Origin of the sequence: Simiduia agarivorans SA1 = DSM 21679 (assembly GCF_000305785.2) — a bacterium.
Classification (GTDB): domain Bacteria; phylum Pseudomonadota; class Gammaproteobacteria; order Pseudomonadales; family Cellvibrionaceae; genus Simiduia; species Simiduia agarivorans.
This window is the reverse complement of sequence record NC_018868.3, coordinates 4,056,629-4,077,176: the sequence shown is the minus strand read 5'-3', so window position 1 is coordinate 4,077,176 and position 20,548 is coordinate 4,056,629. Positions and strand designations below refer to the sequence as shown.

19 protein-coding genes are annotated in these 20,548 nt (G+C 56.8%); 3 read left to right on the top strand and 16 right to left on the bottom strand.

Going from position 1 to position 20,548, the window contains the following annotated elements; translation table 11 throughout:
• Window positions 1-101 precede the first annotated feature (101 nt).
• The 3 genes from fadA to M5M_RS18205 all read right to left on the bottom strand — a co-directional run bounded on the left by fadA (window position 102) and on the right by M5M_RS18205 (window position 4,162).
• On the bottom strand, window positions 102-1,280 hold the full coding sequence (fadA, locus tag M5M_RS18215; protein WP_015048987.1) for an acetyl-CoA C-acyltransferase FadA: 1,179 nt from the start codon (window positions 1,278-1,280) through the stop codon (window positions 102-104).
• A 12-nt stretch (window positions 1,281-1,292) separates the two neighbouring features.
• Window positions 1,293-3,440, bottom strand: a complete 2,148-nt coding sequence (fadB, locus tag M5M_RS18210) for a fatty acid oxidation complex subunit alpha FadB (RefSeq protein ID WP_015048986.1) — start codon at window positions 3,438-3,440, stop codon at window positions 1,293-1,295.
• 200 nt (window positions 3,441-3,640) lie between these two features.
• On the bottom strand, window positions 3,641-4,162 hold the full coding sequence (locus M5M_RS18205) for a GNAT family N-acetyltransferase (protein WP_015048985.1): 522 nt from the start codon (window positions 4,160-4,162) through the stop codon (window positions 3,641-3,643).
• A 140-nt stretch (window positions 4,163-4,302) separates the two neighbouring features.
• On the opposite strand from M5M_RS18205, the gene dusA reads away from it, so the two are divergent.
• Both dusA and M5M_RS18195 read left to right on the top strand, forming a co-directional pair.
• Window positions 4,303-5,280: a tRNA dihydrouridine(20/20a) synthase DusA gene (dusA, locus tag M5M_RS18200; RefSeq protein WP_015048984.1), complete on the top strand. Its 978-nt coding sequence runs from the start codon at window positions 4,303-4,305 to the stop codon at window positions 5,278-5,280.
• Entirely contained in the window at window positions 5,277-5,708 is a 432-nt protein-coding gene (locus M5M_RS18195; protein ID WP_015048983.1) for a tellurite resistance TerB family protein, read from the top strand. The genes dusA and M5M_RS18195 overlap by 4 nt, the downstream gene beginning before the upstream one ends.
• On the opposite strand, the gene M5M_RS18190 is transcribed toward M5M_RS18195, so the two are convergent.
• Together M5M_RS18190 and M5M_RS18185 are read right to left on the bottom strand one after the other, a co-directional pair.
• Window positions 5,709-6,191 (bottom strand): STAS domain-containing protein, encoded by a 483-nt coding sequence (locus M5M_RS18190; RefSeq protein ID WP_015048982.1) that lies wholly within the window; start codon window positions 6,189-6,191, stop codon window positions 5,709-5,711.
• A complete protein-coding gene (locus M5M_RS18185) occupies window positions 6,184-7,383 on the bottom strand; it encodes a response regulator (protein ID WP_015048981.1) in 1,200 nt (399 codons plus the stop codon). The genes M5M_RS18190 and M5M_RS18185 overlap by 8 nt, the downstream gene beginning before the upstream one ends.
• A 339-nt stretch (window positions 7,384-7,722) precedes the next feature.
• Between M5M_RS18185 and M5M_RS18180 the strand changes: the two genes are divergently transcribed.
• Window positions 7,723-8,028: a PilZ domain-containing protein gene (locus M5M_RS18180; RefSeq protein WP_015048980.1), complete on the top strand. Its 306-nt coding sequence runs from the start codon at window positions 7,723-7,725 to the stop codon at window positions 8,026-8,028.
• 191 nt (window positions 8,029-8,219) lie between these two features.
• Here M5M_RS18180 and M5M_RS18175 read toward each other — a convergent pair whose 3' ends face one another.
• From M5M_RS18175 to M5M_RS18125, 11 genes are all read right to left on the bottom strand, one after another.
• The gene (locus M5M_RS18175) at window positions 8,220-8,948 is read right to left on the bottom strand and encodes an MlaA family lipoprotein (RefSeq protein WP_015048979.1); all 729 of its coding nucleotides are present in this window, start codon (window positions 8,946-8,948) and stop codon (window positions 8,220-8,222) included.
• Between the two features lie 98 nt (window positions 8,949-9,046).
• Window positions 9,047-9,439, bottom strand: coding sequence for a hypothetical protein (locus M5M_RS18170; protein ID WP_015048978.1), 393 nt, complete (start codon window positions 9,437-9,439; stop codon window positions 9,047-9,049).
• A gap of 66 nt (window positions 9,440-9,505) precedes the next feature.
• The gene (locus M5M_RS18165; protein ID WP_015048977.1) at window positions 9,506-10,420 is read right to left on the bottom strand and encodes a porin; all 915 of its coding nucleotides are present in this window, start codon (window positions 10,418-10,420) and stop codon (window positions 9,506-9,508) included.
• A gap of 262 nt (window positions 10,421-10,682) precedes the next feature.
• Window positions 10,683-11,453 (bottom strand): HvfC family RiPP maturation protein, encoded by a 771-nt coding sequence (locus M5M_RS18160; protein WP_015048976.1) that lies wholly within the window; start codon window positions 11,451-11,453, stop codon window positions 10,683-10,685.
• 8 nt (window positions 11,454-11,461) lie between these two features.
• The gene (locus M5M_RS18155) at window positions 11,462-12,337 is read right to left on the bottom strand and encodes an HvfB family MNIO-type RiPP peptide maturase (protein ID WP_476749548.1); all 876 of its coding nucleotides are present in this window, start codon (window positions 12,335-12,337) and stop codon (window positions 11,462-11,464) included.
• 29 nt (window positions 12,338-12,366) lie between these two features.
• Window positions 12,367-12,747, bottom strand: coding sequence for an HvfA family oxazolone/thioamide-modified RiPP metallophore (locus M5M_RS18150; protein WP_015048974.1), 381 nt, complete (start codon window positions 12,745-12,747; stop codon window positions 12,367-12,369).
• Window positions 12,748-12,915: 168 nt separating this feature from the next.
• Window positions 12,916-16,824, bottom strand: coding sequence for an ATP-dependent RNA helicase HrpA (hrpA, locus tag M5M_RS18145; RefSeq protein WP_015048973.1), 3,909 nt, complete (start codon window positions 16,822-16,824; stop codon window positions 12,916-12,918).
• Window positions 16,825-16,922: 98 nt separating this feature from the next.
• Window positions 16,923-18,098, bottom strand: coding sequence for a vWA domain-containing protein (locus M5M_RS18140; RefSeq protein WP_015048972.1), 1,176 nt, complete (start codon window positions 18,096-18,098; stop codon window positions 16,923-16,925).
• Window positions 18,098-18,943 carry an AAA family ATPase gene (locus M5M_RS18135; RefSeq protein ID WP_015048971.1) on the bottom strand — a complete coding sequence of 282 codons (846 nt, stop codon included), beginning with the start codon at window positions 18,941-18,943 and terminating at the stop codon, window positions 18,098-18,100. Before M5M_RS18135 ends, M5M_RS18140 begins: the two co-directional genes overlap by 1 nt.
• 82 nt (window positions 18,944-19,025) lie before the next feature.
• Window positions 19,026-19,709: an MBL fold metallo-hydrolase gene (locus M5M_RS18130; protein WP_015048970.1), complete on the bottom strand. Its 684-nt coding sequence runs from the start codon at window positions 19,707-19,709 to the stop codon at window positions 19,026-19,028.
• Window positions 19,710-19,725: 16 nt separating this feature from the next.
• Window positions 19,726-20,547 (bottom strand): sulfite exporter TauE/SafE family protein, encoded by an 822-nt coding sequence (locus M5M_RS18125; protein WP_015048969.1) that lies wholly within the window; start codon window positions 20,545-20,547, stop codon window positions 19,726-19,728.
• Window position 20,548 lies beyond the last annotated feature (1 nt).

The window sequence follows — 20,548 nt, the reverse complement described above, 5'->3', positions numbered from 1 at the left end:
CCCCACTTAAAATCGGTGAAGGTAAAAAAAACCGGCACAAGGCCGGTTTAAACAGAACGGTTGGGGTTAAACAACCGAAGAAGCAACTGACTACTGAGTGCTTATTTCAAGCGCTCGATGACGGTGGTGATACCCTGGCCCAGACCCACGCACATGGTAGACACACCGAAGGTAGCGTCTTTGTCGGCCATGACGTTCAACAGCGTGGTGGTGATACGGGTACCAGAGCAACCAAAGGGGTGACCCAGTGCGATGGCGCCGCCGTGCAGGTTAACCTTGTCATCCATTTTGTCGAGGATGCCCAGGTCTTTCAGTACCGGCAGGGCTTGCGCGGCAAAGGCTTCGTTCAGTTCGACGATTTCAATGTCGTCCATGCTGAGGCCGGCACGCTTGAGCGCTTTTTGGGTGGAAGGCACAGGGCCGTAACCCATAATGGACGGATCAACACCGGCAACGGCCATGGCGCGGATCACCGCAATGGGCTGAATGCCCAGGGCTTCGGCGCGCTCGGCACTCATCACAATCATACAGCTGGCGCCGTCGGAAATCTGTGAGGAGGTACCGGCGGTCACGGTGCCACCTTTGGGATTGAACGCCGGTGGCAGTTTTGCCAGACCTTCCACGGTGGTTTCCGGACGAATGGTTTCGTCGGTGCTCACCATGATTTTGAAGCCATTGGCATCGTGGCCTTCGCGGGCCAGGATTTCGCGGGCGAATTTACCCTCCAATGTGGCTTTGTGGGCCAGACGATGGGAGCGCTCACCGAAGGCGTCCTGCTGCTCGCGGCTCATGCCGTGCATCAGGGCCAGGAATTCGGCGGTCAGGCCCATCATGCCCGCCGCCTTGGCGGCGTGCTTGGACAAACGCGGGTTGGGATCTACACCGTGATCCATGGGCAGGTGGCCCATGTGCTCCACACCACCCACGATGAATACATCACCATTGTTGGTCTGAATGGCCTGCGCCGCCGTGTGCAGTGCACTCATGGAAGAACCGCACAAACGGCTCACAGTCTGGCCGGCTGCAGTGTGTGGAATTTTGGTCATCAGCGACATCATGCGCGCGATGTTCCAGCCTTGTTCTTTGGTCTGGTTCACACAGCCCCAGATCACATCTTCCACTTCTGCCGGATCAACCTTGGGGTTACGTTCCAGCAGTGAGTTCACCAGATCGGCCGACAGATCTTCGGCACGGGTGAAACGGAATACGCCGCCTTTGGAACGCCCCATGGCCGTACGACCGCAATCGACAATAACGGCATCTCTTGGATTTAAGCTCATGTTCATTTCTCCTTAGGCGAAGTAGCTCTGGCCGGCTTCCGCCTTGGCGCGCAGTTGATCGGTCACCTTGTACAAGCCGCCAAGGTGCGCGTATTTGTCGGCGATGGCCACAAAGTTAGCCAGGCCCATGGACTCCATATAACGGATGGCGCCGCCCAGGAAGGGTGGGAAACCAATGCCGTATATGAGTGCCATATCCAGTTCGGTGGCAGAATCCACAATGCCGTCTTCCAGGCAGCGAACCGCTTCCAGACACAGGGAGACCATCAGGCGCTCGGTGATTTCCTCATCAGACACGTCCTTGCGCGGTGCCACATGATCTTTCAACAGCGCCCACACAGACTCGTCGGCCACTTTTTTCTGGCGACCTTTTTTGTCCAGCTCGTAAGCGTAATAGCCTTTGCCGTTCTTCTGACCAAAACGCTTGGCCTCGTACAGCACTTCGCTGGCAGTTTTGAAGTCGTACTTCATGCGATCGGGGAAGCCTTCGCTCATGGTTTCGCCGGCGTGTACACCGGTGTCGATACCCACCACGTCACACAGGTAAGCGGGGCCCATGGGCCAGCCGAATTTTTCCATGACCTTGTCGATCTGCACGAAGTCGGCGCCTTCGTTAACCATCTGCATAAAGCAGCCCATGTAGGGCGACAGGATGCGGTTCACCAAAAAGCCGGGGCAGTCGCGGACTACAACGGGCTTTTTGCCCATGGCCAGTGCGTAACCCACGGTCGCCGCCACGGCGGTGTCGGAGGTTTTGGCACCGCGGATCACTTCCACCAATGGCATCTTGTGCACCGGGTTAAAGAAGTGCATGCCGCAGAAATTTTCCGGGCGCTTGAGTGGCTGCGCCAGATAATCGATAGAAATGGTGGAGGTGTTTGATGACAGAATGGCATCCGCGCGCATTTTGCCTTCCACTTCTGCCAACACGGCGTGTTTGACCTTGGGGTTTTCCACCACGGCTTCCACCACCACATCGGCTTTGTCGATGCCTTCGTAACTGAGCGTCGGCGTAATGGCGGTCAGTACTTTAGCCATTTTGTCGGTGGTCATGCGACCGCGCTCAACCAGTTTGGACAACAGCTTGGCGGCTTCGCCCATGCCCAGATCCAGACCCGCCTGGGCGATGTCTTTCATCATGATGGGCGTGCCTTTGTAGGCCGACTGGTAAGCAATACCGCCACCCATGATACCGGCACCCAGCACAGCACCTTGCTCGATTTTCTTCGCGCCGGCGGCTTGCTTCTTGCCTTTTTTCATCAGCATCTGGTCACCCAGGAACAGGCTTACCAGGCTTGCAGCAGCGCCGGTTTTTGCCAGCTTACCAATGCTGGCAGCTTCTACTTTAAGTGCGTCGTCGCGACCCAGGGTGGAGTTTTTCTGCATGGATTTTACGGCGGTTACCGGCGCAGGGTAATGCTTGCCCGCTTTACCGGCTACGAAGCCCTTGGCGGTTTCAAACACCATCAGGGATTCGATGTCGTTGATCTTGAGCTTTTCCAGTTTTTCCTGGCGCTTGGCTTTGTAATCCAGCTCGCCGCTGATGGCACGATTCAGCAAATCGATCGCTGCATCGCGCAGCAATGCCGGTGCAACCAGCGCATCGACAGCGCCGTCGGCAAAGGCTTTTTCCGCACGGTTCTCGCTACCGCCGGCAATCCACTCGATGGCGTTATCCGCACCGATGATGCGCGGCAGACGAACAGAACCACCAAAGCCCGGCATGATGCCCAGCTTCACTTCCGGCAGGCCGATTTTCACGCCTTCGGCCAGCACGCGGTAGTCGGTGGCCAGGGCCATTTCCAGACCGCCACCCAGCGCCACGCCGTTGATGGCAGTCACGGTGGGAATAGGCAGGTCTTCCACCGCATTAAAGATCTTGTTGGTTTCAAACACCTCGGCGGCGATGTCTTCTTCGGACTTGGAGAAGTTGGCGCCAAATTCAGTGATGTCGGCCCCCACGATAAAGCAATCTTTGCCACTGGTAACCAGCAGGCCCTTGATGCTTTTGTCAGCCGCCACAGCCGCCGTGGCATCTTTCAGCTCGGCCAGCGTCAGTTGGTTGAATTTATTGACGGAGTCGTCAGCCAGATCAAAACACAGCTCCGCTATGCCATTGTCCAGCGCGCGTACAGTGATCGCCTTGCCTGAATAAATCATGGAGGTTCCTCGTTATAGCCACGGTTGCGTGGGTTTTATTCCGGGTTGCACCCAGCCCTGCCCTGCACGCCATGCGCACAGAGGCGGAGAGCCTAAGTACTATAGACTCCCGCAATGGCGCTCGCGGCTCAATGGCAAAAGAAACCAGCTTGGGTTGCAAAATTGACCAGAGTGGTCGGAACGGTCAGCAAAACCGGCCTTCAGTCGGCCTGGTACTCCATGACCAGAATGTCGACACCGTGAGCCTGTTCACGGTCGACAGTCCGGAATTTGAGGGCGGAATAAAGACTTTGGGCCGGTTTGTTTGCGACGGCGGTCTTTACCCGGAGTGCAACACCCTTTTTATGGTAGGTATTGATTACGGCACCCAATACGCGTTTGGCCAGGCCCTTGCCCTGATGATTGCGCTCAACCGCCAAGCCCTGAATCAGGCAATAAGACTGCGCGCTGCTGGGTTCGATCAGTTCGGCTACGGCAATCACTTCACCGCCCTGCTCCACCCCCACCATGCGTGAGGGTGCAAGCCGGATCGCTGCCGCATCGCGTTGCAAAGGGGCAAAATAGGCGCTGGCACCCACACCAATCAAGCGCGCCTCCTGACGATAAGCGCCCTGAAACAGAAAATACAACTGTTCCGCGGTTCGGCTGGCCCGGTGATTCAGGACCTTGGGGCGCGAGGGGCTCGTTGTCATGGGCTTACTGGCAATAGTGGTGCTTTGCATGGATTGGTTGTGCTGGTTGAAACGCGGCGCAGTTTAACCAGTTGACCCCGTATTTTAAAACACCTACCTCACAGATTCCCAATTTCGGCGTAGGAAACGGTAAAATGGGGCGCTAACTCAGTCATTTTTACCGCTTTAGTATGCCTATCAGTCCACGCGCATTTTCGCTCGCCCCCATGATGGAGTGGTCCGATCGCCATTGCCGTTACTTCTGGCGCCTGTTGAGCAAGCAGGCGTTTTTGTACACCGAAATGGTCACCACCGGCGCACTGATCCACGGCGACCGCGAACGCTTTCTCAACTACAACCCGGAAGAACATCCGGTTGCATTGCAGCTGGGCGGCAGCAACCCGCAGGAACTGGCCGCCTGTGCGCAAATGGCCGAAAGCTGGGGGTATGACGAAGTGAACCTGAATTGCGGCTGCCCGTCAGACCGGGTCCAAAACGGCATGATTGGCGCCTGCCTGATGGCACAGCCACAGTTGGTGGCCGACTGCATCAAAGCCATGCAGGATGCGGTACAGATTCCGGTGACGGTCAAACACCGCATTGGCATCGATGATATGGACGATGATCAGGGCTTGCTGGACTTTGTTGCACCCATCGCCGCCACCGGGTGCGTCACCTTTATCGTGCATGCGCGCAAGGCCTGGCTGAAGGGCCTCAGTCCGAAAGAAAACCGGGAAATTCCGCCGCTCAATTACGATCGGGTACACAAACTGAAACAGGAATTCCCGGATCTGGAGATCATTATCAATGGCGGGCTCAAAACCCTGGCCGATTGCCAGGCCCAATTGGCGCATGTGGATGGCGTGATGGTCGGGCGCGAGGCCTACCACAATCCCTGGCTGCTGAGCGAGGTGGACGCCGCCATTTACGGCCAGCCCCCGGTAACCATCGATCGCCTGGCCGTGATTGACCAGATGATGGGCTACATCGACAAGCAACTGAGCGCCGGTATGCGATTGCACCACATCACCCGTCACCTGTTGGGCCTGTTTCATGGCCAGCCCGGCGGCAAGCAATTCCGTCGGATTATCAGCGCCGAGGCCCACAAGCCCGGCGCCGATGCGGAATTGGTTTACCGCGCGCTCGAACCTATCCGGAGCCGACTGTGATTGTTGACCTGCTGAAACAATTATTCGACACCCCCGCCATCGAAGCCAAACCCTGTCATCAGCTGGCGGCGATTGCGCTGCTGGTGGAAGTGGGCATGGCCGACGGCCATCTGGATGAGGCTGAAACCGCCAGCCTGTGCCGGGCCATCGAGCGCACATTCGGGCTGAGCCCGGCGGAAACCAAGGCCATGATCGAACGGGCCCGGCAGGCGCAATCCGATGCGGTCTCGCACTTTGAATTTACCCGGGTCATCAACGCGGAATTCGAGCCAGAGCAGAAGTTTGAACTGGTGCTGGCCATGTGGCAGCTGGCCTATGCCGATGGCAATCTGGATCGTTACGAAGAACACACTATCCGGAAACTGGCCGAATTAATGTACCTGCCGCACAGCGAGTTTATCCGCGCCAAGGTTCTGGCCCGGGAATAATCAGTCGTCTTCGAGACTGGCAATCAGGTCTTTGAAGGCTTCCTGATTGGTGGCATTGAGGCCCACCAGAATTTTGTGCGCCTCCAGCACCCGTTGTTTCACCTCACCTTCATCGGCGCAATCTGCACACAGGGCTTCCGCGCCCCGGATATCCGCATCGCCTTCTTTGACGATGCAGAAAATCTCGGAAAATCCCATGGTTTGAAGAATGCGATCGATAGAGGGATTGTTGCTGACCAGGGTAGGCACCAGCCGGAAACGCTCCTGCGCCATCAGGGAGATTTTGGCCATCAGGCCCAAGGTGGTGGAATCAATGGCCTGCGCTTCGATCAGATCGAAGACCACTGACACAAATGACGGATCGCCGAACATGCGCTCGATAAAGGCATCAAACGAGATACACAGGGTCAGGCGCACATCGCCCGTGAGTTTGATTACATAGACACCCTGGTGGTCAGCCACCAGGATCTGGCCTTCACGCACTCTCCAGTCCTCGAGACAGGGACAACACGGCTATGTCGTCGGGAGCTTCCTGCAGCGAGCCAACCCCCAGGGTCTGGCACACTGCGTCAACAGTGCGCGGCATGTTACTCAGCCGGCGCAACAATTCAACTTCTTTTTGCGCCAGATCGCCCTCGGGCAGGACTTCCAGAATGCCATCGGACAGCGCGATCAGCGCAAATTGAGGCGGCAGGCTCAGCGAAAAAACCGCCCATTCGGCATCTTTGAAAATCCCCACTGCTTTGCCTTCGCCCGGTAAAAAGTCGGCACCATCCGGCGTCACCATCACCGGCATCGGCAGGTGCCCTGCAATGGCATAACGCATTTCGTGGGTATGGGTATCGATAACACCGGTAAACAGGGTGAGATGGTGGCCAAGACTGGTTTCCAACAGCTCGCGATTGATCACTTCCAGCAAATAGCCCGGGCCCTGCTCAAAACTGCTGGCGTCGTTGTACAGCTCCTCTTCGCGCACCAGGCGGGTCACCAGATGCTTCAGCCATACGGTCACGAACGCCGAACTGGCGCCATGACCCGACACATCTGCCAGGTAGAACGCCAGGTAACGATTGCCCAGAAATGCGTAATCGATGAAATCGCCACTCAGGTACAAGGAGGGCTCTATATGATAAGCAATATGGTATTCGCCGCGGGTTTGCGGCCGGCGCGGCAACAAACGCCGCTGGACCTGGCGGCCGGCCTGTTGGTCGCGCTCCAGTACCCGCAGGTGCTCGCGCAGGTCTTTGTTCACCGACTCCAACTGGCTCCGGTAGCGGCGGTTATCCGCCAGTAAATCGCGGCGCTCAAGAGATTTATTGATGGCATGGACCAGCATTTCCATGTCGACCACGGGTTTGATCAGGTAATCGCTGGCACCTAACCGCAGCGCTTCCACCACATCGGTCACCACGCCTGCCCCGGACACCACAATCACCGGGGTTTCAGGCGAGAATTCATGGATAGCACGCAATACCTGGAGGCCATCCATGCCCGGCATGCGCAAATCGGTGAGAACCAGATCGGGCGTGAGCTCGCTGAACAGATTCAGGCCTTCCTGCCCGTTGGCGGCTTCCACCACGTGAAAGCCACTGTCCACCAGATACATCACTATGCTCTGACGCACGATGGCGTCATCGTCGATGATGAGCAGCCGGCGCTGCTCAGCTGTAGTCATAACCACGCAGTTAACTCGCACAGAGCAAACATTGGCGGCCCAGGATATGGCCAGAACACAATGCAGCGATTCAGAAAGCGGGAAACCCCTAACCCTACTCCCAAGATCACCCGGATTCAAGCTGTGCAAAGCACGAATTCAGGTGTATCGTTACTGTCCAAGTTGTGCAAAAAACACACTTGGCGCCCCGCAATCCCTCTGGCCCGCAACCCCTCAGGTTAGTGAGGTTAGTCAGGCGCCCGCAAGACAAGCATCCACCTCGGCACTGGCAAGCCCCTCATGCTTACCCGTGCACTATAATAAACGAGGCCACCGCCTCTATCATGCAGGGAGTATGTTATGAGTCTCGCCAATCGCGCCTACAGTGAAAAACGTAATTTCATCCGGATGCGCATTGATTCCCCCGTTGAAATCCACACGTCGGATGATGCCGAATTGCAGGGATTTTGCAGCGACCTGAGCGGTGGCGGCATGGCGGTGGAGATCGACAAAGCGTTACCGGTAGGCACCCAGCTCACCATCAGCCTCAGCTCCAGTCACGGCCATAGCCCCATGCTGCGGGCCAAAGCCCACGTGGCCAGAGTGCATGCAGGTCCGAATGAGACCTGCACACTGGGACTGGAGATCGATGAACTGATCGGATGAAAAAAGGGGCCTTGGCCCCTTTTTTGGATTCTTGTTGGCGCGGCGAGTAGACCATCCGATTCTGTTACAGCGGTTTTTTCAGCGGACGCGCCTTCTGTGGGAGCGGCTTCCTAGCCGCGAAGGGGTTCAGTGCCAGCCCATTCGCGGCTAGGAAGCCGCTCCCACAGAGTTGATCCCACAGAACCCGCTCCTCAATAATCTCCGTATTCGTCGAAATCACCGCCGAAGTCATCTTCTACCACACCGTCATTGATCAGGAACTGACGGTTCTGCAGGTAGGCATCGCGAATGAAAATATAGCTGTCGCCGGTAATCGTTTCTTCAAACGGCAACAATTGCGCCCGCAATGCCACAAAGCGGAATGCCAACACCGAGTTGCGGGTGGCAATGTCCTTGATTTGCACAATCGGCAAGGTATCCAGGTCGAGTGGGATAGCAACGGTGCGACGCAGGGTGGATGGGCCCAGGAATGGCAACATCATGTAAGGCCCCTGTCCTACCCCCCACACAGCCAGAGTCTGGCCAAAATCTTCGCCATCGCCCCGCAACAGACCAAAGTGTCCGGCCACGTCAAAAACGCCCGCCACCCCCACGGTGGTATTGATCAGGAAGCGCGCCGTATCATTGGCAGCCTTGTCCCATTTCCACTGCAGAATATCGTTGAATACGTTGGTGATTTCGCGCAGATTCAGGAACACATTATCGACACCGGTTTCAACCGGATCGGGCAGCACGGCGCGGTAGCCCTTGGCCAGCGGGCGCATAATGTAATCGTCCAGCCCGGTGTTGAAGCTGAACATAGCGCGGTTGAAACCTTCCCACGGGTCAACCTCGGTGGCCGTTTCATTTGCCCCTGCCGACAGGGCAGACATTGCCATCAGCAATACCAGTGACCGAGTCAGTACCCGCCAACTAGCCATCAAATCACTCCTTTCCTTACGCTCGAGCCGCCCCGCGGCCGTTAATCCGGCGCTATTGTAGGCGTTTGGCTATTGAAGAGATAGCACGTGGCGGGATGTTACAGGTCGCTACAGGTGAATTGGTAAAAAAGCGCGAAGCCTTCATTAGTAGCTTCCACCCATTCCCGATCCTTTTGCCACCCCTTGGGGCAGTGGGTCATCATCTGGCTGAACAGCTCGTTAACCGCATCGGAGACACTCTCTGCATTGGCAAACGACGCTTTGGCGTGATACTCAGCGCCCGGGACGTGAACCGGTTCCCCGGCTTCCGGCGATGGGACGTCATAGGCCTTTTCCGGCTTTTGCGCGCACTCAAAATGCAACCGGTGAAACTGGCCGCGCTCCGCCAGGTCTACCGCTTCTTCACACGGCCTGCCCGCTTCGTCCAGGCGCTGCTCCGCCACCACGGGCAAGGCTGCGCCAAGACACAACAACAAAATCAATCTGTTCATGGTGTTTTCTCCAGCCATAAAAAAAGGGTGCCAGGCACCCTTTTTTACACGCATCCGACAATGAAATCAGAATTTGTGTTCCATACCGATACCAAAGTAATCGGCTTCTCTGGCTGCGCTATCAGCGGTTTCGTTCGTATAGAAACCGAACACCTTGGTGTTTTTAGCCAGCTTGTAATCGGCACCCAATGAGTAGGTTTCGCCGCCAGCAGCAGCAATGTCAGACTGACCATATTGGGCTTTCAGTGCCCAGCTGCCTAACTTGTACTGGCCGCTCAGCATCCAGCCATCGTTTTCAACGTTGGCGGTGTCATCGCTTTCAACCAAAGCACCCACCTGGAAGTCACCCAGGTTTGCCTGAACCACGGCACGGATTACATTGGAATCCTGTGCGCGCACATCGGTGTCGTAGCTCACGCCCACGTACAGCAGGTCGTTTTGCCAACCGGCCGCCAGAGAGGAACCGTCATCAACGGTTTCGTCTTCACTCATGATGTAGGCGCCCTGGGCGAAGAAACCACCCATTTCAGGCGTGCTGTACATCACGGTGTTGGGTGCGCGCTTTTCGCTCTTGGTGATGATGCTTTTGATATCACCCTGCAGGTCGTTGAACAGGTCTACTTTGTTTTGCAGCAGTTTGGTGGGCGTGTCGTGGTTACCGGCGATCACGGTACCGAAGCCACCGGCCAGACCCACGTAGCTGTTACGCTGCTTGAATACGTCTTCGCCCGCATCGGGGTCCACTTCGTATTCCAACTGATAAATCACAGACAGGCCGTCGTTCAGCGCAGTCTTGCCTTTGAAACCCAAACGCGACGCATTGCTTTCCAGCGCCTGAACGGTTTCACCCGCTTCGTCCTGGCTTTCAACGCTCAGGTTGATTTTTCCGTAGATGGTGCCGTCAATCGGGCCCTCTGCCAGGGCTGCTGCGGGCAGAACCGCCGCGATGGCAAATGGCAGCAATTTTTGAGTGAATTTCATGGTTTGTCCCCTTTGCTAATAGGAAGTTCAGATCCGCCAACCCGGTTCGCATAAGCCGGGCGGCGTCTTCCGAGAATGTCTTCACCGGATGGCCATGCATTCTGGCGGCGGAATATTGCAGAAAAATGACAGGGGCGTCGAGGTTAAAACTAATTTGGATAAAAAAAATTTTTCTAATAGCAATGTATGAGGTGCTGCGTCGCCGTTGTCACAAAACTGTCAAAAAACCCGATTGCAACTCAGCATAGACGGCCACCCTGAATTAGCAAATGAACAATATCTGTTGGTCTGCCAATTGCTGAAGGGTAGATTTCACCTGCTCCTGGAACACGTCCGGCATCGGCTCGGCCTGGGTTCCGTGCACCAGCGGGTAAAGTGACGAGGCCAGTTCGCCCAGGCTGATGCCCGCCTCATCCGACTGCTCAATGCTATTCAGCAAGGCATAGGTAAGTCCATTGAGGGCGACAAAACGGACTCTGTGACTGCGATCCCGGTGCACCGCTAAAAAGGTCGGTTGCGCCGGCGGCGAACCGGGCTGATAACCTGGCCCGATTTGTTGTACCGGGTAGTGGTAGGCCAGCACCACGGCCAGTGGTGACAGCTGCAAGCGGCAGACGTGATCCACCTGTTGGTCCCGTTCAGGTGGCAGGACCGCATCCGAGACATCCAGTGCCAGCTCCACCCATTCGTAGTGAAGCAGCTCCGGCACAAATGCCGGCAAGCCGAATCCGGCCAGATCAACACCATCGATGAACGTACGGAACTCTTCTCCGATCTCGAGGAAATAAGGCGTGTGTGCCCGGTGGAGCACAAAGAACTGCCTCACTAAGTGAACCCAGTCATCATCGGCCAACAGGGAGCGGAACACGGGAAAGCCGCTGTTGAGGAAGCCTTCTACATTGTTGAACAGAAGTTCTTCATAGATTTTCAGCCGTCTGGGCTCCATGCCCTGGGGCGGCACTTCCTGTTCAGGGTTGCGCAGATAACGCGTCAGCGCCACCTGTTGTTCAGCCAGAGGGGAGGACGTTGCCATGCGCGCTGCTACCCGTTTACCCGCTGCGGTCGACAATCCTTCGCACCCAAGGACAACGCCTGATGCTGTATTTGTTTGACCTGATTCAGTTCCGCCAATAACTCCGGCACGGGCGGGATATTGAAGTCGCGCTCTAAAAGCGTGGGTTTAACGCCGTACAAGAGATACGCTTCCAACAAGAGGTCCCACACGGGGGCTATCACGTCGGCGCCGTGGGTATCCACTTTCAGGTCGTCGGCCTCATCGTAGTGGCCGGCGATATGGTAGTAAGCGGTGCGCTCACCGGGCAATCCACGCAAAAATGCCATGGGGTCATAGCGGTGATTGATGCTGTTGACATAGATGTTATTAACATCCAGCAACAGATCACAATCGGCTTCGGTCAGCACTGCGTTGATAAATTCCAGCTCGGTGAGGTCCTGACCGGCAGTCAGATAGTAGGACACATTTTCCAACGCAATCCGTCGGCCAAGCCTGTCCTGCACCTCGCGCACCCGCGCTGCCACGTAATGCACCGCCTCCTCCGTAAAAGGAATCGGCAGCAAATCGTACAAATGACCCTCGTCACTGCAGTAGCTCAGGTGTTCGCTATAAGCGCGCACCGCATGCTGGTCGAGGAAATGTCTGATCCGTTCAATCAGGCCGGTGTCCAGTGGCGATGGACTGCCAATGGATAATGATAATCCGTGGGCGTAAAACGGAAATTGCCGGGTGTAATCCCGGAATTGCTCACCGAACCGGCCGCCCACGCCGATCCAGTTTTCAGGTGCCACTTCCATGAAATCCACATCGCGCGGGGTGAGCACACGAAACGATTGCATTTCCGATCGCCTTAAACCCAAACCGGCGCCAAGCGCCGGTTGGGGGGAGACGTTATAACGGATGACGTCACAAGTAACTCCCGCTAGTCAGCTCAGGCCGCACCACCGCACTTGCCTTCGCCACACTTGCCTTCTTTCTTGGCTTTGTCTTTCTTGGCATTGTCGCCGCCGCACTTGCCTTCACCGCACTTGCCTTCGCCACATTTGCCTTCTTTCTTGGCTTTGTCGCCGCCGCATTTGCCTTCACCGCACTTGCCTTCGCCGCACTTGCCTTCTTTCTTGGCTTTGCCTTCACCGCACTTGCCTTCGCCACACTTACCTTCGGCGTGGTTGTCGGCCAGATTGTAACCGCTGCTTAATTCCTGAGCAGAGAAAGGGTTTTCCGCTGCCAACGCAGAGGACGACATGGCCGCAGATGCCAGGAAAGCAGCGCCAATCGCAGCAGCAAACGGGGTTTTCATCGATTTGGACATAAGATTTCTCCTTAGTGTGCCCTTTATTATTCACCCCGTAGCGGGGTTATTTGCGTAATCAGTGACTTAGAGCGTCTCACTGCCACGACGTTACAGTATAGGCACAATAAAAATCGAGGGTTACGGCACATTTTTCCCTGGTCGCGACCAAACGACAGCAGCCTGCGATCAACCGACCAGCCCATGGGCGTCTTTGATTTCCTGCAACAGCTTACCCAATCGCTTGGAGGATACCGGCTGGAGGGTCTTGATGGTCTGGGCAAAGAGCGAAATACGCAGCTCTTCCAATAACCATCGATACTCCCTGAGCTTAGATTCGAGGCTGGCCTTGTGATCGCCCAGTTTGGCCACCACCGCCTGCATGGCCTCATGGTTTTTGGTCCATTCCGCAATGCCCAACTTATCGCGCTGAACGTTCTGGGGCGCTTTTTCCAGCCGCAACAAGATGGCTTTCAGATAACGGGGATACTGGCGCAGGCCGTCCGCCGGCAATTGCGCCAACACCGTCGGATTAAACAGACCCTCCAGCTGGTTTTTGATGTCCGACAGGCAAAATGCCAGCATCAGTGCGTTGCGGTTACTTTTCAGGGTTTTGCGCACCTCAACCAGCTGCGAGAGAGCGCTGACGAGCGCCGCCCCCAACTCCGTGGCGCGCGGCACCAATGCCGTTTGCAGCTGTGTGCAGAGCCCGGCAAACGCCGCCGGCGTGCGAACCTCAAAGCCCCCCGCCTCTTCCACCAGCTGGGTCATTGCGGCAATCATCAACTGTTGCGCCACCTGTTCCCGGCTGCCCATATTAGCCACCGTCAGGCCGATGTCTTTGCCCCGCAGGAGTTCTTTTTGCAGGTACTTGGTGTGCTCCGGCATTTGCAGTAGCAGCAGTTTAACGAGCCCGGCCCGATGCAATGCGCGCGCCGCATCGGGGTTATCCTGCATGCGCAATGCGACGCTGTCGCCCTCGTCTACCAACGCCGGATAGACCCGGATGCTGATACCGGCGCGCTTGAATTGGGTCTGCTCTGGCAGCGGCTGATCAGGGAAAGTTTGCAGGTTTTCCTGTTCCAGATCGGTACCCGCCGACTCGATATTGGCCTGTAGCCGGTCGCGGTAACGCTCGCGCAGCGCCAGCAGGTCCCGGCCGCTGTCAATGCGCTTGCCGGCTTCGTCCAGCACAATAATGTTCATGCGGTAATAGTCATCGACCACCACCGATTGCCACAGCACCGGGTCAATCGGGTTGCCGCTGATGCGGAACAACTGCTCGCCCAATGCCAACGCCAGCGGTTCATTGCCCGGGGTCATGCGGGCCAGTGCGCGCTCGGTATATTCCGGCACCGGTACAAATTGTTTGCGCCACTGCTTGGGCAGCCCCTTGATCAGTGCCACGCATTTTTCTTTCAGGATGCCCGGCACTACCCATTCCAGGCGGTGCTCGGGAATCTGGTGCAACACGCTTACCGGCGCCATCAGACTGACACCGTCGTCGGCGTGATTGGGCTCAAAATGGTATTGCAGCGGCAATTCCAGGCCACCGAGATTGAGGCTGTTGGGGAATTGCGCTTCGGTGACTGCACCTGCGTCGTGTTGCATCAGGTAGTCGCGGGTCAGGTACAGCAATTTGGGTTGCTGCTGCTCTGCGGCTTTGCGCCAGTGTTCAAAACCCGCCAGATTGACGATATCGGCCGGCAAACGCTCGTCAAAAAAGCGGTAGATAGTTTCATCGTCCACGAGAATATCGCGCCGACGCGACTTAGCTTCCAATTCGCCCAGGCTCGCTATCAAGTCCTGATTGGCCTTGAAAAACTTACCCTTGCCACGGTAATTGGCCTCCACCAGCGCCTGACGAATAAACACTTCGCGCGCGAGCGCCGGATCAATTTTTCCAAACGCCACACGCTTTTTTTCCACCAGCGTGAGGCCGTAGAGGCTGATCTTTTCAAACGCCATCACCTGACCGGATTTGACGTGGTAGTGAGGTTCAAAGTGTTCGCGCTTCACCAGGTGCTGGGCAGCATCCAAGGCCCATTCCGGTTCTATTTTAGCCACTGTGTGGCCAAACAGGCGCGAGGTTTCCAGCAACTCCGCCGCCACAATCCATTTGGGTTGTTTTTTGCTGAGAAACGAGCCGGGGAAAATCTGGAACTTGCGCGAGCGCGCGCCCAGGTATTCGCGGTCTTCAGCCTTGAAGCCCAGATTGTTCAGAAGTCCGGGCAAGAGTGCGCGGTGTATGGCTTCACGGCTGGCTTCGGCTTTATTAAAACCAAGCTTCAGATCTTTCAACGCCAGCCGCAGTTGCAAGTGGATATCGCGCCATTCCTTGATCCGCAGCCAGCTCAGAAATTCACGCTTGCAGAGTTTGGCGAATTGGCTGGAGGATAGATCCTGGCGCTGGGTTTCGATGTAACGCCAGAGATTGATCCAGGCACTGAAATCCGAATCGTCATCCTTGAACCGGCGATGCTTTTCATCTGCCGCCTGCTGCTTGTCGGCTGGCCGTTCGCGCGGGTCCTGCACCGCCAGGGCGCTCACTACAATCAACACTTCTTCGAGCGATTGCAGCTTGTCGGCCGCCAACAACATGCGCCCGAGCGTGGGGTCCACCGGCAGCCTGGCTAACTGACGCCCCAGCGCGGTCATCTCGCGCTTTTCGTTTATCGCCTGCAATTCCTGTAACAACTTCACACCGTCGTTAATCAGGCGCGAATCCGGCGCGTCCACAAACGGGAAATCTTCAATGTGGCCCATGCGTAACGACAACATTTGCAAGATAACGGCCGCCAGATTGGTGCGCAGGATTTCTGCATCGGTAAACGCCGGCCGGTTATTGAAATCCTGCTCGGAATAGAGCCGGATACAGATGCCTTCACTGACCCGGCCACACCGGCCCGCGCGCTGATTGGCCGATGCCTGCGATACCGGTTCAATGGGTAGCCGCTGGATTTTGGTGCGATAGGAATAGCGGGAAATGCGTGCCAGACCCGGGTCAATCACATAGCGGATACCCGGCACCGTAATGGACGTTTCCGCCACGTTGGTGGCCAACACAATACGCCGGCCGGTGTGGGCGGCAAATACCCGCGTCTGTTCGGCCAAACTCAAACGCGCATAGAGTGGCAATACTTCGATATGCTGCAATTGTGCGCGCCGGAGCGCCAGCGCCGTTTCGCGGATTTCCCGCTCACCGGCCAAAAACACCAGTATATCGCCGCCGCGCCGGCCACTGGATTTTTCTGCCGCCAGCAATTCGTTCACACTTTCAACGATCTGATCGGCTAAATCGCCCTCTTCGTCTTCCGGTGGCCGGTAGCGGATTTCCACCGGGTGGGTGCGGCCCGAGACTTCGATAATCGGCGCATCGTTAAAGTGCGCGGAAAAGCGCTGCAGATCAATGGTGGCTGACGTGATAATCAGTTTCAGGTCCGGGCGCTTGGGCAGAATCTGTTTCAGGTAGCCCAACAAAAAATCGATATTGAGCGAACGCTCGTGTGCCTCATCGATAATCAGGGTGTCGTAGCGGGTCAGCAGCGGATCGTTCTGAATTTCCGATAACAGAATCCCGTCGGTCATCAGCTTCACCAGGGTATCGTCGCTGCTCTGGTCATTGAAGCGCACCTGGTAACCCACCCGATCCCCCAGCTGGGTGCCGAGCTCTTCCGCAATGCGCTGCGCCACGGTGCGCGCCGCCAACCGGCGCGGCTGGGTATGACCGATCAGGCCCTGCATGCCGCGACCCAGTTGCAGACAGATTTTCGGCAGCTGCGTGGTTTTGCCCGAGCCGGTTTCGCCGGCCAGCACCACCACCTGATGCTTGGCGATTAACGCCGCAATTTCATCGGCGCGCTGGGATACGGGCAGGGCGTCGGGGAAGGTGATGGCTGGCACCAGTGACGGGCGCCGCTCGGCGCGCGCGGACGCAGTGGCGAAAGCATCATCCAGGCCTGCGACCATCTTGTCGATGCGTTGCCCGCGTTCTTGCCGTCGGCGTGCCTGCACCAGCCGACGCCGGAGGCTGGCGCGATCGCTGGCCATTAAACCGTCGAGTCGGGTGAAGTAAGGGGATAAATCCACGGGTGTCATGGGCGCCACAGACTGAAAAAGGGGCGATTATAAGGAGCCACGGGCCCATGGACAAACCCGCACCAAGCCCCGATGCCGGGCAGAGGCGCCATCGCGCCTCATTTGGTCAGGTACTTGATGCCCCGCTCCAGCCCTTCCAGTGTCAATGGGTACATGTGATTGTCCACCAGCTCGCGGGTCATGCCGATGGATTGGGTGTAATCCCAGTACTGCTCACCCACGGGGTTAAGCCAGATCACCTTGTTGAACGTTTCCGTCAGGCGCTGCATCCACTTGTAGCCTGGCTCTTCGTTCATGTGCTCCACACTGCCGTACTGGCTGGCGATTTCATAGGGTGCCATGGAGGCATCGCCGACAAAGATCACCTTGTAATCGCTGGAGTATTTGTGCAGTACATCGAACAGCGGCGTGGTTTCCTGGTGCCGGCGCAGATTGTCTTTCCACACCCGCTCGTAAATAAAATTATGGAAGTAAAAATACTCCAGGTGCTTGAACTCGGTTTTACAGGCCGAGAACATTTCTTCACACAGTTTGATGTAAGGGTCCATGGAACCGCCCACATCCAGGAATAACAGCACCTTTACCGCATTGTGGCGCTCGGGCACCATTTTGATATCCAACAGACCTGCATTGCGCGCGGTGGAACGGATGGTGTCTTTCAGATCCAGCTCTTCGGCCGCACCCTGGCGGGCAAATTTTCGCAGTTTGCGCAGCGCCATTTTGATATTGCGGGTACCGAGCTCCACCGAGTCGTCCAGGTTTTTAAACTGGCGTTTGTCCCAGACTTTGACCGCGCTTTTATTGCGCGACTCGCCACCTACGCGAATGCCCTCCGGGTTATAGCCGGAATTGCCAAAAGGCGACGTGCCGCCGGTACCAATCCAGCGGTTACCGCCCTGGTGGCGCTTTTTCTGTTCATCCAGCCGTTTTTTGAACTCCTCAATGAGCTTTTCCAACCCGCCCATGGATTCGATTTTGGCTTTTTCTTCTTCGCTTAACTGCTTCAGGAACTCGGACCGGACCCAGTCGTCGGGAATCAACGCCTCGAAAATATCATCGATATGTTCAAGGCCCTTGAAATAGGCGGCAAATGCCCGGTCGAAACGGTCGTAGTGTTTTTCATCCTTGATCAGCACCGTGCGCGACAGTAGGTAGAAATCGTCCACCGAGCCGAACGCCAGCCGCGCCTCCAGTGCCTCAATCAGCACCAGCAATTCCTTGATGGATACGGGCACATTGTGCGCCCGTAGTCCGTTCAGAAAATTCAGCAACATTACCGGTTTTCCCGACGCGCCATAAAGGCCAGCCGTTCCAGCATATGCACGTCCTGCTCATTTTTCAGCAGCGCACCATACAGCGGCGGAATGGCCTTGGTGGTGTCGCGGTTTTTCAGGATTTCATCGGGAATGTCATCGGACAACAGCAGTTTTAACCAGTCCACCAATTCGCTGGTAGACGGTTTTTTCTTCAGACCCGGCACCTTGCGGATGTCAAAGAAAATGTCCAGCGCTTCCTTGACCAAGGTCAGTTTGATGTCGGGAAAGTGCACATCAACAATCTGCTGCATGGTTTCGCGATCGGGGAAATTGATGTAATGGAAAAAGCACCGGCGCAGGAATGCATCGGGCAATTCTTTTTCGTTGTTGCTGGTAATGATGACAATCGGCCGCTGCTTGGCCTTGATGGTCTCCCCGGTTTCGTACACGAAGAATTCCATCTTGTCGATTTCCACCAGCAGGTCATTGGGGAATTCGATGTCGGCTTTATCGATTTCATCAATCAACAGTACCAACTGCTCATCGGATTCGAACGCCTCCCACAACTTACCTTTTTTGATGTAGTTGCGGATGTCGTGCACTTTGTCATCGCCCAGCTGGGAATCGCGCAGGCGCGAAACCGCATCGTACTCGTACAGTCCTTGCTGGGCTTTGGTGGTGGACTTGATATGCCACTGGATCAGTTTCAGACCCAGGCTTTCGGCCACCTGTTCGGCCAGCATGGTTTTGCCGGTACCGGGCTCACCTTTTACCAGCAGGGGTCGTTTGAGTGCCACGGCGGCGTCCACCGCCATGCGCAGGTCATCAGTTGCTACGTATTTATCAGTGCCCTGAAAGGCCATGGTCTACTCCACACACACGTCATTGATGGCTCAGTGTAACAAGCGTTTGAGACTGTGTGTACGTGTGAATCGGACCTGCGGGTCAGCCAGCTTTGCCACAGGCGCGATTGGCGGGCACGGCCACATCCATCATTTTGGGATTGGGCAGTTTGAGGTTGGCCATCAACTCCACATAGGCCGCCACATCCTGTACTTGCAAACGGGGATTAAAGCGCTGTTCTTCCGCCAGGGTCGAACAGGTGAAGCCCTTATAATCGTGGCCCGGATAAACCAGGGTTTCGGGCGGCAAAGCCAACAGGCGCTGTAAGCTCTGGTATTGGGTGGCGGCATCGCCATTCTGGAAATCCGTGCGCCCGGTGCCGCGGATTAACAGCGTATCACCGGTGAACAGCCAGCCTTGCGACGGCACATAAAAACAGTGGGAATCATCTGTGTGGCCGGGCGTATAAAGTACCTCCAGCGACAGATTGCCCACCGCCAGCGTGTCGCCTTCGGAAAAAAAGCCCGACGCACAAGCGGCCTGACTCTGGCTGCCCATCAGCGTCTTGCAACCGGTCTGCTCGCGCAGACGCCCAAGCGCGGTGACGTGATCAGCATGCACGTGGGTATCCACCGCATATTTCAGAGCGAGCCCCAACTGCTCCAGCAGCCCTGCCAGCATGGGTGCCATATCGAGCACCGGGTCAATCAGGATTGCTTCGCCCTGATCTGCCAGCAGGTAAGTATAAGTACTGCTCTCGCGTTCGAAAAACTGCCGCATTAACATCGTTCAGAACTCCGGCCTACACCTTCACCAGGGTGACAAGCGTCAGGCTCACCATCACCACCACAAATACTTTCTGCAATACCGGGCCCGCCAACCGGCCGGCCAATTGCGACCCCACCAACATGCCCAGAATGCCGCCCGCTGCCAACCAGCCGAGTAAATCCATCGGCACGTCACCACCCAGCCACAGAAAACTGCCAAACCCCGCCAGACTCACCGGCGCAATCACCGCCAGCGAGGTGGCCACCGCCGCGCTCATGCTGAGCCCGGTCAGTAACGTCAGCAAGGGCACAATGACAAAGCCACCGCCCACGCCAAACAAGCCCGATAGCAGGCCGGCAAAAACCCCACCTGCCACCATACTGCTCACACAGCGGGGTTTGAGTTCGAGATTACCGGAAGGGGAAAAACGGCACATGGCCTGCTCGCGCTCAGTGAGTGCTTGCGTTGAGGACTGCGCGCGGGTAACCATCGCCTCGCCGGGCGCACGTTGACTCTGACGCCACATCCGCGTGGCGACGACCAAAACCAATAGTGCGAATCCATACAGCAACACCGTATCGGGCACCTGATTCGCCAGCCAGCGGCCCGCCGGGGCAAATAAAACCCCTGTCACACCGAGAACCAACGCCGGCAGATACACCACTTGCCGGTTACGCAGCCGCCCCAGTAAACCCCAGGCACTGCTCACGGCCACCACGCCGAGCGCCAATCCGGTTGCTTCTGCCGGCGCCAGCGAAAGGCCGAGGACCAGCAGCGGCACCGCCAGCAGAGAGCCGCCGGCGCCGGTCAGGCCCAATACCAGCCCCACCACGGCGCCTATGGCCAGGGCAATCATG